The organism is Gluconobacter sp. OJB, from assembly GCF_039638275.1.
GTDB classification, from domain to species: domain Bacteria; phylum Pseudomonadota; class Alphaproteobacteria; order Acetobacterales; family Acetobacteraceae; genus Gluconobacter; species Gluconobacter cerevisiae.
Genome location: NZ_JBDIWH010000003.1, coordinates 103107 through 116477 on the forward strand (window position 1 = coordinate 103107; position 13371 = coordinate 116477).

15 protein-coding genes are annotated in these 13371 nt (G+C 62.0%); 2 read left to right on the plus strand and 13 right to left on the minus strand.

What is annotated here, in order from left to right:
• Positions 1-33: 33 nt before the first annotated feature.
• From ABDK74_RS14585 to ABDK74_RS14625, 9 genes are read right to left on the minus strand one after another with little or no spacing between them, the layout of a single operon-like run.
• On the minus strand, positions 34-2349 hold the full coding sequence (locus tag ABDK74_RS14585; RefSeq protein ID WP_346004412.1) for a type IV secretion system DNA-binding domain-containing protein: 2316 nt from the start codon (positions 2347-2349) through the stop codon (positions 34-36).
• Positions 2350-2353: 4 nt separating this feature from the next.
• A complete protein-coding gene (locus ABDK74_RS14590) occupies positions 2354-2794 on the minus strand; it encodes a hypothetical protein (protein WP_346004413.1) in 441 nt (146 codons plus the stop codon).
• Positions 2791-3954 (minus strand): hypothetical protein, encoded by a 1164-nt coding sequence (locus ABDK74_RS14595; RefSeq protein ID WP_346004414.1) that lies wholly within the window; start codon positions 3952-3954, stop codon positions 2791-2793. Before ABDK74_RS14595 ends, ABDK74_RS14590 begins: the two co-directional genes overlap by 4 nt.
• Positions 3951-4448: a lytic transglycosylase domain-containing protein gene (locus ABDK74_RS14600; RefSeq protein WP_346004415.1), complete on the minus strand. Its 498-nt coding sequence runs from the start codon at positions 4446-4448 to the stop codon at positions 3951-3953. Before ABDK74_RS14600 ends, ABDK74_RS14595 begins: the two co-directional genes overlap by 4 nt.
• On the minus strand, positions 4445-4864 hold the full coding sequence (locus ABDK74_RS14605) for a hypothetical protein (protein WP_346004416.1): 420 nt from the start codon (positions 4862-4864) through the stop codon (positions 4445-4447). The genes ABDK74_RS14600 and ABDK74_RS14605 overlap by 4 nt, the downstream gene beginning before the upstream one ends.
• A complete protein-coding gene (icmT, locus tag ABDK74_RS14610) occupies positions 4861-5109 on the minus strand; it encodes an IcmT/TraK family protein (RefSeq protein WP_064273037.1) in 249 nt (82 codons plus the stop codon). Before icmT ends, ABDK74_RS14605 begins: the two co-directional genes overlap by 4 nt.
• The gene (locus tag ABDK74_RS14615; RefSeq protein ID WP_346004417.1) at positions 5109-6275 is read right to left on the minus strand and encodes an ATPase, T2SS/T4P/T4SS family; all 1167 of its coding nucleotides are present in this window, start codon (positions 6273-6275) and stop codon (positions 5109-5111) included. The genes icmT and ABDK74_RS14615 overlap by 1 nt, the downstream gene beginning before the upstream one ends.
• Positions 6272-7270 carry a type IV secretory system conjugative DNA transfer family protein gene (locus tag ABDK74_RS14620; protein ID WP_346004418.1) on the minus strand — a complete coding sequence of 333 codons (999 nt, stop codon included), beginning with the start codon at positions 7268-7270 and terminating at the stop codon, positions 6272-6274. Before ABDK74_RS14620 ends, ABDK74_RS14615 begins: the two co-directional genes overlap by 4 nt.
• Entirely contained in the window at positions 7263-7715 is a 453-nt protein-coding gene (locus tag ABDK74_RS14625) for a DotD/TraH family lipoprotein (RefSeq protein WP_346004419.1), read from the minus strand. Before ABDK74_RS14625 ends, ABDK74_RS14620 begins: the two co-directional genes overlap by 8 nt.
• Positions 7716-7940: 225 nt before the next feature.
• Here ABDK74_RS14625 and ABDK74_RS14630 point away from each other — a divergent pair, with 225 nt between their 5' ends.
• Positions 7941-8237, plus strand: a complete 297-nt coding sequence (locus ABDK74_RS14630; protein WP_077804200.1) for a type II toxin-antitoxin system RelB/DinJ family antitoxin — start codon at positions 7941-7943, stop codon at positions 8235-8237.
• Entirely contained in the window at positions 8194-8481 is a 288-nt protein-coding gene (locus ABDK74_RS14635) for a type II toxin-antitoxin system RelE family toxin (protein ID WP_408874443.1), read from the plus strand. The genes ABDK74_RS14630 and ABDK74_RS14635 overlap by 44 nt, the downstream gene beginning before the upstream one ends.
• A 40-nt stretch (positions 8482-8521) precedes the next feature.
• Here ABDK74_RS14635 and ABDK74_RS14640 read toward each other — a convergent pair whose 3' ends face one another.
• The 4 genes from ABDK74_RS14640 to ABDK74_RS14655 form a co-directional block, all read right to left on the minus strand.
• Positions 8522-11626, minus strand: coding sequence for an ATP-binding protein (locus ABDK74_RS14640; protein WP_346004420.1), 3105 nt, complete (start codon positions 11624-11626; stop codon positions 8522-8524).
• Between the two features lie 13 nt (positions 11627-11639).
• Positions 11640-12119: a hypothetical protein gene (locus tag ABDK74_RS14645; protein WP_215751742.1), complete on the minus strand. Its 480-nt coding sequence runs from the start codon at positions 12117-12119 to the stop codon at positions 11640-11642.
• A gap of 174 nt (positions 12120-12293) precedes the next feature.
• Positions 12294-12725 (minus strand): hypothetical protein, encoded by a 432-nt coding sequence (locus tag ABDK74_RS14650; protein WP_099213461.1) that lies wholly within the window; start codon positions 12723-12725, stop codon positions 12294-12296.
• Positions 12726-12827: 102 nt separating this feature from the next.
• Positions 12828-13361: a hypothetical protein gene (locus ABDK74_RS14655; protein WP_064273044.1), complete on the minus strand. Its 534-nt coding sequence runs from the start codon at positions 13359-13361 to the stop codon at positions 12828-12830.
• Positions 13362-13371: the final 10 nt, after the last annotated feature.

Genomic DNA, 13371 nt, shown 5'->3' on the forward strand with positions numbered 1-13371 from the left:
GGACGGCCATTGAGGGTATCGTGGCGTAATCTTTCAGGCCTGAAGCCTCTCGCCCACTCTTCGGAACGCGGTGAGGATCTCTTTTTCGCTTTCCCCTTTCGCTCCGGACGTATTGGCTGGAAGGGCTCTGAGCTGATCGCGTGTCGCCAGAACCAGCACAGCACGACGACGAGGCGTCCGCCCCGTCCTGCTCCCGACCAGGCGCTCCAGTTGTTCAATCTTCCCCAAAAAGGCCCCATCCATGGGCTGCGCAGGCACAAGGCTTTCATCCTTGTTGTCGTCGCGATGGAAGCGGCCCCAGGCCAGCATCCCGGCAAACGGCGTGCTTCCGTCCGCCTGTCCCTGTGTCGTCGCCGTCCGCAGGTAAGACGCGATTTCCGTCAGGTGCGTGCTCACATCGCCCATGAGGGCCTTGCTGTCCCGGTGGTTCTCATTCGCAATCCTGCCGATCAGGACCTTGACCTCTGGCGGGAGATCCGAGCTGGCCGTCTCGATCTGGAAGTCGCCGTTTTCCAGCGTTTCGACAATGCCCCATGTCTCGGCGTCCGGATCCACACCGTGTCCGGACTTGGGAGATGGGAGCATGACCGGACGGGCGCGGCGGACTTCGCCGGAGCGTCCATTGATGTCGGCAAAGAACGTCTTGGAATGAATGACGCGGCCGCCGAACATCGTCACGGCCTCACCCTCAATCAGACTTTGCAGATCATTCCAGGGCAGGCGGGAGACTTCGCGGACCTCAGCGCCTGAGCCGTTGTAATAGCCGTAGCCATCATTCTCCACGCGGGTTGCCTGTGTCACCTCGACCTTGTCGGCCTGCTGTTCCAGCCATTCGCGCGTCTTCATGGCATCCTGAAGCCGCAGCGCATGGGTGAGGTTCGCATTGCCAAGAAGCGAGAAGGCCTTTTCGCCAATCCGGGCTGTCAGGCCGGGCAGATCCTGAAACGAGATCCAGAACATGCAGTTCAGGCCACGGCCCATCGCGAGCATCCGGTCCATGCCGTCCGTGACATAGGCGGCCAGCTCGTCAAAGAAGATCTGGAATGGCGCATCACCAGCTCCGGCCTTCAGCTTGAACACTTCGCTGGCAGAGCCATGCAGCTTTGCCCCGAGGAGCTGGGCCATGACACCGCGCAGCGAGGCCACGACGATCTTGCCCAGGCCCGCCAGACTGTCTGACGAGTTTTCCAGCGATGGCAGGATGACGATCAGGATGCGGCGGTTCAGGACCACGTCGCGCATGATGATGTCGGCCGTCTCGGCACTGAAGATATGCCCCAAGCTCACGCCAAGCTGTGTGAAGACGCGCGAGAAATACATCTTGGCATAGCCGTGCTGCTCGGACGGCTTGTTTTCCTTCTGGGCGTTCCACTCCAGAGAAGAGTCATAACCGGGCAGCTCGCCAAGATAGGCCTGAAGCGGCCAGAGCACATCGTCCGGAATATCCTCGACCCTGCGCTCGATGGCCTGATTGGAGCCGGGATTGCGAATGAGGAAAACCTTGTGCCGGGCGAGGGTGCCGATCCAGCGCAGGTCGGTCGCATAGCGGATGGCGTCGATATTGATGGGGATGCCGTGCGTGTCGCGCATCCAGACGAGGGCCGGAACCACTGTGCCGATGAGGCCGACAGCGCGGTCGCGGAAGACGCCATTGGAATCATTGGCCGACTGTTCGCCGAGCTGGCTGACCAGCATTTCGCGGATGGCGTCCGCATTTCCGGTGGCAAACGGATTGAAGGTGTTGGAATCCCGTGTGCCGGAAGCGGCGAGGAAGTTCAGCGCCAGCACCTGGTCATCGAGCCCAAACCGCCGTGCGAGGGCCAGCACATCGCCATAGACCGTGTTGTCGCCTTTGGCGTCCACGAGGATGCAGCCGGAGCCATGGGCCAGGGCGTTCGTCATCAGGGAGACAATGGCCGTGGTCTTGCCGGATCCGGTGGTGCCCGGAATGGCCGCGTGTTGCCGGGCCGCGTCCGAGGACATCCAGAGCTGGCGGCGGGTCCGGGCTTCCGTGCCGAGATAGAGAATGCCGTTGGCCTGACGGGCCTTGCGATCCTTGGGGTTCAAATCGTTCGCATCCTTCAGCCCGCTATAGCGTGGCATGTGAAGCGGAAGACGCTCAGGACGGAGGACCACCCAGGCCGCGACGGCCGGGGCCGCGAGGATCAGCGCGCCATCTATAGCGGGCACGAACCAGCCCAGGCCGACCCCGACGAAGCCAAGCCATCCGGCCAGAGGGGAACGCAGCTCTTCCTTCGTTTTCGTCCAGAACGGGCGGGTATCGCGATATGTCTTCCCCCGCTCGACCTGCTGATGCCCAAGGGGGGCACCAATCTTTCGGGCCGTCATGGTCTCAGTTCTCCAGCCCAAATGGCGAACCGGCCTGTGCCGGCGCGGGTGCTGGCGGCGGCATTTCCAGATGGGCGGGCTGATGCAGCGCCTTTAGGATCTGCTGTGGTGCCGTGGGTGCCGCAGCTTGCGGCTGAGTCTCCAGCGGGCCGCTGGAGGGCAACGGCGGAAGAGGCGCGGATTCCGGCATGGTGGGAGCCGACGCGTGCAGGCCGCCAAAAGTATATAACAGACCGGCACAGACGACGGCTGTTGCGGCAACCGGCAGGAAGCGGCGGATCCGGCCCGGTGCGACGGCCTGAGTTCCAGCCGGGGCGATCTCGGCCTGAGCGGCCGCGAGCGGCAGGGCTTGCGGAAAATGGAGATGGATCGGGGCTGTGTTTCCCTCTTCGATGTCGAGCGTGAGGGGAGCGTTCTGGCCGTGCTGGAGAATGATGCGGGTCATGAAACTGTCTTCCAAGTGGAGCGGAGCGTGGAGAGGGCGCGATCAAGCACCGGGATGTAGAGGGGGCGACGCAGACGCTGTTCCTCGGACCAGTGGGCACGGGCGCCAGCGGCTTCGATCCGGGGATTGGGATGCACGTCTTCGTTCGGGTTTTCACTGGGGTAGCCCAGAGAGTGCAGGGCATACCAAAGCGGCCGGTCGATCAGCTTGACGATGGCGAAGGCGGGCGGCGCCAGCACACCAGCCTCAAAGCGGGCATCGCACAGAAGCGTCATAAGCGCGGTCGTGGTCCAGCCGTGACGGTCACAGCTCTGCGCGATCGTGGCCTGCACATCGGGATCTGCAAGGAAGTCCTGCGCGTTCTTCAGGACCTCTGCGGGCACCTTCAGGCTGACCTTCGGGCCGGTATCCCCATCAAGGCCTGCGTCTGCCAGACCTTCTGACAGTTGACCGAGCAAGGTCATGGCCTCATCGCGACGCTTGAGTTTGTGCAGCGCAAAGGCCGCAAAGAGCACCTGGGCCGCAGGTGGGGTCGCGATGGGTCCGGCCGTTGTGTAGTGCGGGCCAAGCTGACGCTCGAACGCTTCCTGCGCGCAGACCTCACTGAAACTGCCATCGGCGGCCGTGGCAAAGCGGCTGCGCCATTCGTCAGCCGTCAGGGCCGGGTCGGCCGGAAGAGGTGCCCCGGTGGACGGCGCAACAAGCCGGGTGATGCGGCGCTTGGCGAACCCGCGCAGGGTCGGAAACATTTTTGCCTGCACGGCAATCAGGCCTTCGAGATCGAGGACAGCCCGCAGCGCCTTGTTCTCCCCGAAGAAGAGACACAGACCTGCGCAGATCCCCCCGACCAGGACTGCAACCCACCGGAGCTGCAGACCGACGATGGACAGGCCGTAATAGAGCTGGATCAGGCGAATGGACGCCGGATGGTGCAGGGCTTGGTGAAGCTGGAGGTTCAGACGCGCAAGGTCAGGCGTAGGCGACAGGATGCCGATCTGCCAGATCAGGCCCTTGCAGTAAAAACGGCTGATCTCTGTGTGGAAGGTTGACCAGACCATATAGGCCAGGACAACGCTGCCGAGCAGCGCAACACCGGCCAGCATCAGGGTGAGTTCTCCTGACGAGCGCGAGCCTGAGGACCGCGAAGCTGTGCCACTCATGCCGGGTCTCCTTGATGGCTGGTTCGGATCAGGGTCTGGGAAATCTCGTAAAAGCGCTTCAGATAGGCCGTGCCAAAGCGGGGCGTGTGGGAGTGATAGCCCGCGACGGCCTGCCAGAGATCACCCCGGGCCTTGGTCATTTCCTGCCCGAGGATCCAGCCACCCGCTTCAAGATTGGCGCAGGAGTTATTCCGCAAGGCCGCGTAGGCGCGGGACGGGGTAGTGTGCCAGTGCCGCGCAATCTCGGGGACGTGGATCGTATTGACCTGCATGGGGCCAAGATCGGACGTCCCGTTCGTATTCTGTACGGCCTGTCCGGGATGACCGCCTTCGACATAGAGCAGGACCAGCATGACGCCTGCTGGCACATGCGCGTTATGGGCTGACTCTTTGAGGCAGGCTGCGATCTGGCGTCCGCCATCGTCCTCGGCCGAGGCAGCTGGGGCTGCCATGAGGGCCGCGAGGGCCAACGGAAAGAAAACTCGGGTTTTCATGCGGCTTGCTCCTTCTGGACGGAGACTGGCTGAAGACGCGCCATGCTCGCCTGCCAGAGGCCGTTCAGATCGCACAGGTTGATCTGCCCGTTCTGAACCGGGAGCGCGTCCAGCACATCGAGCAGGCAGAGCAGGACCGTGACGGCTGACTGCGCGTCATGGTCGAGGACGGTCACGCCAAGAGCGGCTTCAGGATCGTCCGCCAGCTTTAGCCCGAAGCCGTGCCGCGTCATTTCAAACCACAGCGCCTCGGCAGTAATCAGGAACGCAGGCAGGAAGCCGCTGCTGGACGCCGCGACCGTACTGGCACAGGGGGTTGAGTTGGTGGCATCGCTCAGAATGACGCTGAGGCCCTTGCGGTCGATGGCCCGGACCAGAACGTCCGACAGGAGCGTGACGGCAGGAGACGGTGTCATCCGTAGCGCCTCCGCTTCCAGGTCGGCCGCCCGGACCGGACGGGGCCGGTGATGAGGCGACGGACGGTTCTGAGGGCAGCCGGCAGCGTCAGACCAAAGAAGCTGATCGTTGCAAACAGGGCAGTGCCCAGAACGCCGATATACAGCGTCGTCCAGCTCCAGTACGTGACGGTCACAAGGAGCGGGAGACAGGCCCGGCCATCAAGGATGGCCAGACGGACAGGTTGTGCGGTTGCGCGCCACATCAGGCGTCTCTCCTCCAGGCATCGTTGGCCGTCTTTTCAGTAATCAGCCCCTCTTCCAGGGCTTTGCGGATAGCGACGGCATAGCTCTGACCGTCGCTCTCGATGGCCTGCGCCACGAGGTCGGGCCAAAGCTCGCTTTCGGTTCGCATGAGCTGACGGCGCAGATCCTGATGAAAGGTCAGGTACTCGCGCACGGCCACACGGCCCCCGCCGACCCGCTCCAGAAGACGCTGGTTGATGACGAAGCGCAGGGACTGCGCCAGCGCGCTCACGAGGTTGTCGCGTTCGGCCCGTGGGCACAGCGCAATGGCACGCTGGATCATGAGCGGGCCGTTATCGGCATGAATGGTGGTCGAGAGCTTCCCGCCCGTAATGGCGCAGTTGATGGCCGCTTCCATAGTGGGGCCGTCACGACATTCGCCAAGGACCAGATCCGAGTTTTCACGGCGCATGGAGCCCTCGACAAACAGGGGCGGTGTCAGATTGGGCGGGCGGATCTCGGTCTGGGTAATCCGGTTGCCATTCGGCGGCTTGAGGCTGTCGAAAAGGAACTCGATTGGCTGCTCGCCTGTGGAAATGTTGCACGAGACGGTCGGATCCATCAGCCGATCATGGATCAGCCCGAACTGTAGCGTGGTTTTGCCCGATCCCGTCGATCCTCCCGTGAGCACCATGCCGCTTCTGAGCAGGTTGGTGTCGCGGATCTCCTGCTCGACCCGCTGCTCATCCAGACTGGCTGGCAGGGTCGGGATGGGCCGAAAGACCAGATTCATGCCTGGGCCGCGCATGGTCTGCACGGGAAAGATGTTGATCCGAAAGCGCAGGGACTCACGGCGGTTGAGCGTGACGCTATAGGCCGTATCGAGCTGAAGGCTGATCAGGACACGCGCCGAGCCGTCCGCGCCATAGACGTGATCCACGATCTGCTTGAGATCCAGCGATGTCGTGGGGTCCATGGTGGCGTAGCGGTTGCGGCCATGAACCGTCAGCGTGGCGCGATGACCGGTCAACAGGTCAATCCGCGACGCGCCGAGGCCATGCGCCCATTTCAGGAAGTCATCGAGACCGGGCGCATGTTTCCGGGCTTCAGCAACCCACGGATATTCGCGCTTCGCCCGTTCGTGCGCCCAGGTTTCGGTGTCGCGCAGTTTGAGGACGGCGCTCATCGGCAGTCCTCCGGATAGGCAACGCGGGTGCGGGCCTGAAGACCGGGCTGCCCGGTGATGCGGATCACGCGGTCGCCAAGATGCAGACTGTCGCCGCCGCCCACGGCCTGACGGTTCTCGAAGACCACGCGTGGCTCTTCGACACGACCGGCCCGGAGAAGGACGCGGTAGCGGGCCATGCCCGTGATGTCGCGCTGAAGTCGGGAGAGATCGGACAGGTAGATCTCATCAGCCACCTTTTCTCCGGAGGCCCAGCCTTCAGCCACCCAGTCGTTCCAGTGCCGCACTTCCTTGTCGGTGTGTGGCAAAGCGGATGAGGCCGGATGACGTGGCTTGTTCCAGAAGCGGACCAGATAGGTGCGCCAGTTCGGTGCGGCAGAGGTGAGCTGCGCCTCGCGGGTAATCTCGAAGACACAGCGGCTTTCATGGGCGATGGTGCCGGTGTCGTTCAGGGCGAAGGCCATCTGCGCCTGACTGACGATCGGGGGCTGCATCAGCGTCTGGCCATCACCGACCGGCAGGACGAAGGGACGGAAATCAAAGGTCGTGTCGAGGATCGGTTCGTTATGGCGCAGCATTTCATTGATGGCGAAAGAGCGCGCTGCCTGTCCGCCCTGTGCGCCGTAGGTCAGCGCGGCCTGACGGATCTGCTCGCGTCGGCCCGGCTTGAGATCGTCGCCGGCTTCATCGTTCGGCCGCGCGTCCTGCAAGGCTTCGAGAGACGGCGGGGCCTCGCCGCCTGTGATGCGGTCGAGCTGAAGCGCGCCCGTGACCGGGGTGTTGGCCGGATTGCCCAGGGCCTCATCATTGGCGTTGACCTGATCCGCGCCTGGTTCAGGCGGGTTTGGCATGGAAACGAGCGTTCCGCTCCGGGCTGGCGGAGGAAGAGAGCTGGTGGACGGCATGATGGTGCCGTTGTCGGCCGCACCTGCGAGGGAGGGGAATGCGAGAAGGGCGGCCGTTGCGAGGCCGCAAAGCAAGGCGCGATCAGCCATGGTACGTCACCGAGATTGCGTGGGAGAGGGGATCGACAGAGACGGTGGCCTGTTCTCCCGCCTGCTCGCCGAGCGTGCGCAGGTGGTCAATCACCGGGGCCACGGCATTGATCTGGACAATCACCTTCCGATGCGGGCCGAACGCGGTCACGCTGTAGCCGATGTCCTTGCCGAGTTTGCGCACCGCAGGCTCAAGCGGGCCTTGCCAGACAAACCAGACCTGTCGCTTGAGGTCAGCCGGAAGGCCGGGATCCGGCGTCATGGGCGGCGGGGTAGGGCGCAACGTGCCGAGCTGGGCCAGATCCGCGTCGGTCGTGGCAATGGCGCGTTGCAGCGCAAGCTCGGGATTGGCCATGCCTGTTGTCGCGACAGGCTCGGGCGGTTTGGTGGCGCAGGCCGAGAGGGCCAGCAGAAGAACGGGTGTCAGAAGGTAGTGGTGTCGCATGGATCCCTCCAGATGTTGGAAGGATCATCGCGGGTCGATCTGCGACTTTCAGAAAAAACTTTACGGCGGTTCATCGCCACTCAGTGATAAGTCTTGTTTACCCCGATGTTTTTTGTGTTGCTTTTGTTGAACATATGTTTGACAGATATTTTTAGTAAGTCGGTCCCATAGAGAAGATACGCGAGTGCCAGTGAGTGCCGCAGAGTAAAGAGAGATCCCGACACGATGCCCCAGATCACTGCAAACACAGCCCATTTCGGAATGCGGCTCGAAGCCGATTTCAAAGAAGAGTCTTTCAGGAAGGTCAAGGAACTCGGAACGACGCCTGCTGACCTGTTTCGGGACGTTCTTGAATATGTCGTCAGAAACAACCGTCTGCCGATCCGCAAGGAAGTCGTGAGCGACGATGACGCCGTTCTTCTTGATCTGGTCAAGAAACGCCTGAAGAACCCGGGGGAAATTATGAGGAACGTGAGCCTTGACGATCTACTCTCTGGACATCCCGGAAGTCGTAAGGGATGAACTGTACGCTCTGGATTATAGCGTTGCAGAACGGTTTGTAAAAAAACTTCGCAAGATCCTGCACAACCCCCATGTTCCAAAGAACAAGCTACGCGGTTTACCGAACTGTTATAAAATCAAACTGCGTGATGATGGCATCCGGGGCGTTTATCAGGTGCATGATCAGGAGATCAGAGTGCTTTTGATCGCTGTCGGCAAGCGCGACAAAAGTGCAGTTTATGAAACTGCAAAAATCCGATTGTGAAAACAGGGGGGCTCTTGCCCCCTTCTTTTGTCGGTGTGGCCTAAGCCGCCGCCCGTTGTTGCTCATCCATGGCTTCCAGGCGCTCGTACAATCCCCCAGCAATCCCCTGGCCTGACAGGATTTCCTCGACCAGAGCATCCATGACCCCCTGCTGAGCCTGTTCGTCCTGAAGAAACGAGCTTTTCATCGCCAGAGCCTTGCGGCGTGCCAGTTCCTTTTCCGCACTCCCGCCTGGAAACACGATGGCAAGGCACCGCAAAGCGCGACTTGAGGGCATCCGGGCAAAGAGACGCGAGCGCAGCGCTGTATCGTTCGGCGTGCTGGAGAAGGCCCAGAGTTCAATGGGGCCGAGCACATTGACCAGAAGCTGCTCGTATTTTCCTTCGGCCGCGTTCATCACCACGAAGAACGGCGCACCGTTGCGGCCTGGACCGGGCAGGCGGTTGCGGACCACATAGGCGCTGGCAGGCGTGAGCTTGAAGTTCTCGATCATCTCGTTGGCCTCGCGCTCGTCGCCGCATTTCAGGATCCAGCGGGCCGTGGACTGGCCGACGAGATCGGCGCTGAAGTCGCCGCTGCGCTGGCTGATGAACGAAAGCTGGACGTTGTGCTTGCGGCCTTCACGAACGTCCCGGATCGCCTGCTTATCAACCTGCGGGGCCTCCTTGGGACGATGCCATTCTTCGAAATCGAGGCGCTTGATCGTCTCCTTCATCTCGGTGAAGCGGCTGCGATGATACTCCCGCACATTGTCCGGCATGACCGGCAGATCCGCATATTCCGGATGCAGGAAGAAGTTCCGGCCGATCAGGTAACGGCCGAGCATATACATCAGGGCCGTCTGCCGGTTTGCACTCTCTGATCCCTGTGGCGCGACACGGGCCAGGTCCAATACGATAATCCGGGCATCACCGAGATCAAGCTGGGTCGGCTCGGAGAGCGTCGGATATTTCTTAATCGCCGCCATAATATAGCGCTCGAACGCATCAATGAGCGTCTCGTGTGTTGGCAGGATGATCTTGGAATAGCGATTGAAGATCTCCGGCGCGCGGGCCGCGGCAATCAGATCCTGAAGAACCGGAACGGCGTGACGTTGGGCAATCCCCGCCAGACGATGCTCGCCCGCAGCGATCAGGGCCGTCACCACGTCACGCCACCAGGTCGGATCCGCGCTGTCGAGATCGCCTTCGGCCGCAGCATGGTGCGGGAGCTGGAGGCCGAGGTGGTGGATGGCCTCATCCACACTGGGTTCGATGCCCTCGCGGTAGTGCTTCGGATTGCCGCCGGCAACACCCGTGCACTGACGATAGGCCTCCGCAATCACGTCACCGACGAGCTGATCCATGCCCTCGAACGGGTTGCCATCCAGCGGCGTGGCCAAGAGCGACACGAAGTTGTCGATGGCGACCTCTTCAAGCGGCAGCGGATATTCCAGGCCCACCTGAAGGTCGAAGATATTGACCTCAAAGCCGGGCGCCATCTGCATTTCCACGAAGATGGCCTCATGGGCACGATCCGGCCCGAGCGCGTTGCGGACCATTTCGATAAAGCCGAGAGACGCATGGCCGATGTCCAGCTTCGCCAGCAGCGGCAGCTTGACGCCATTATTGCCCATGGCCGCAGAACTCAGGAGCAGGCCGAGAAGAATGGTGTTTCCGAGCACGGTCTTACCGCTGCCTGGAGGGGCGACGATAATATCCGCGATATGTTCACGGACACCGCCGCCAGTCGGATCGAACGGCCAGATCCCGCCATCGGGCTTGCGAAAGAGGATGGAACCTTGCGGGAAGGGGGAGGCGCTTCGCATCCACGGCATCATGCCCATGGCATCCCCCAGAGGCGCAAGAGCCGGGGTGGCCGTGGAACCCAGAGAAAGCACCGGCACCGACCCCATGGCGGCCTCAAGCGGGTCGCCCGGAACACGGGTGGTCTTGCAGCCGCCCCAGCTTTCGAGGCCCTGGGACAGATCGGCCGCACGGCGACGCAGCAGCTTGTCTTCGCCGACCGGTGCCCATGTGCTGGCGGTCATCCGCATCCGGACGGAATTATGATTTTCCGTCTCGCGCATACGTTTGATGGCCTGAAAAGCCCGCGTGATGTCTTTGTTACCCGGAAACATACCAAGCATGGTGGCCCCTGTTTCCTTGATAGCGAACGCGGCTTTGCCACCGCCTTCGAGGATCATGGAACTGCGCCAGGGCAGACGCTTGCGGCCCAGAGTGTTGAGCAGTTCCGAGAACGGGCGCGGATCCTCGGGGCCGAGAAGCATGTCCACGGGCGCATAGGTGTAGTCACCGACCGTCACGAGCTGGCCGCCCTGATTTTCGGCATCCGCGTTGAAAATCTGATCGCGCAGGGACGGCCAGAGCAGGTTTTCGGTCTTTTTGCTCTGTTTTTCGTCATCCGGAAGACGCGGCATGACAGGGTCGCCCACCAGCGTGGGCTTCCAGCCGCTTCCGGCCGTCTCTCGGTAGAGCGTTTCACGCGCCAGCGTGATGGATTCATCGGCCCGTAGCAGTGTTGTGGAGATGCCGAGATTTGACATGCTGTCCTGCACACGCGCCACAAACGCATCATGTCGGCCTGCCATGAGTTCGGAGCGCAGTGTGAAGCGCTGACCGCTCCCCGCTTTTGGCCAGGCCTTGACCTGATCTTTCCGCTCCGCCGCCACCTGTTTCTTTTCTTCGCGGGTCAGCACGGCGGGTCGGGTCCACAGGATGTAGCAGGCATCTTCCCACCGCATCACCTGAGGCCACCGCAGGCGGCGCTCATTGATGATGTCGTGGAAGTCGGCATTCATCATGCGCGAAATCTGCTCACACCCGTTGAGTGCCAGCAGATCCACGGCGACGCGGGCCTGATCCGGGTCGGAGATATACCAGCCTTCGATCACATGACCGGTGCCCTCGAGCAGGCCCTGAAGTTCGATGCGCTGCTGTTCGGCGACGGCCTCCACGTCTGCACGCGAGCACATGGTGCGCAGACCATTGACGCGCAGGACAGAGACATACTCGCCCCGGAGTGTCACGAGCCGGTCCTGATGGACGGCGTCCGTATGATTGGTCTCGACATCGCAAAAGGATTCGAGGGGCTGACGAAGGAAGAGGCTCGCGCTGGCAAGCAGTTCGGTCAAAAAGCCAGACATTGGAAACTCCGCGTCAGGATGGGGTGAGAGCAAGGGCCTTGTCGAGAAAGGCCGGATAAACGTCAGCGCCAGCGTCGAGCAGTCTGCCGGTCGGCAGAATACGAAGGCCTGCGCGGAGCAGATCGAGATTGCGTCGGACGGCTTCATCGGCGCTGCCACACAGGCGCATGGCCGTTGTGACCTGACGGATGGAGCCCGATTGCAGCCGGTGCTCGGCTTCAGCGCGCCGACTTTCGAGCAGACGCAGGAGCGTCATGGGCGTGCGGAAGGAGGGGGAAAACTGCGTGCCAAGCAACGGGTCCGGGATAGCCTTGAGGATGGTTTCCCAGAACTGGCGGTCAGACTGACCCTGCTGACGGGCCATCAGGCGGAGCGTCTGATGGGCGGTCCGGGCGAGAAACATCAGGCGCGACTGAGACATCTCGGGCCACCAGACGAGCATGGCTTCGGCGTCGATGGCTGCACGCGATGTGTCCTGAAGAAGATTGCACACCTGGCAGACCCTGAGACCGGCCCCTGAGGAGGGACCGGTCCATGGGAGACCTGCACCGGGCGACGGCAGGCCGCAGCACGCGCAGGTAAACGCGCCATCCGACCCGTCTTTCCCGGGCCGGATCTCCTGGTCGAGACCAGGCTGGAGGAAGAACGGATCGGAGGTCATGTCGGCTTACTGGAACTGGTAGCTCTTGGCGGTATTGCTGATTTCAGCATTCCCGTTGGAGGCCGTGTTTGCAGAGTTGTTGATCCACTTCGGACCCGTTGCCGCCACACCGGCCAGAACGAAGCAGACGACGCCGGCGATTGCCATGCCAGGGCGCTTCGTCTCTTCCTTCTGGGACTTGTAGAACAGCACGATACCCGTCACGAGGGCGACAATGGCCAGAGCGTAAAGGGTTGCGGCAGACCCGACACCGATGGTGTCCGTGCCTTCCTGCGCCATGTTCTGGATCTGATGGCCAAGACCGTTGCTGGAGGCTGTGCCCCCTGCGGCAGCAAGGGCTGTGCCAGCCATCACCATCGGCAGCATGGTTGCTGTTGCAACGGTTGCGCCGATCTTGGTGAGGGCGCGGGAAGAAGACGGGGCTGTCTGGGATGTCATGAGTTGTTTCTCCGTTGTGAGGGACAATCCCCTCTGCCGACGACTCTGACCGCGTGATCTGCGACTGAGGCGGGAGAGGGGTATTTTTTTTCGTCGCCCGTTTCAGGGCCAGAAAGAGAGGATCCAGGTGGCGTCCTTGACCGGATTGAGGAGCATGACGCCAAAGACGTACTGAATGCCGCAACCAAGGCGCTCGCGGTTCGATCGGCCTTTCTGGATGGCAAACCAGGTCAGGACGGCGAAAAAGCACGTCCAGGCCCCGAACATCTGAAAGAACAGGGCAAAGTCTTTGACGATCGCCATGATCGCGTCTTTGGGGCCGGTGCCGGTAATCAGACTGTCGGCCGTGCTGTAACTGGTGGCAGCGTCGCCCAGAGTGACCTGCACGTCCGTTCCGGCCGAGGCGGTGCTTTTGGTGAGGATGACGTTGAACGAGGCGAAGACACCGCACAGGACGAGGGACAGATAGGGCAGCCAGGGCTTGTCCTGCAGGGCCTGAATGGTCGGGTGGTAATACTGGTAGATCCCGATCAGGCTGAAGATCAGGCAGGACACGGCCGCCGCATAGCAGGCCGTTGGCAGGAGCCAGCCCATGCCAACGGCGATTTCGTGGACGAGATTGACAAGGCCTTCCATGCTGGCCTCC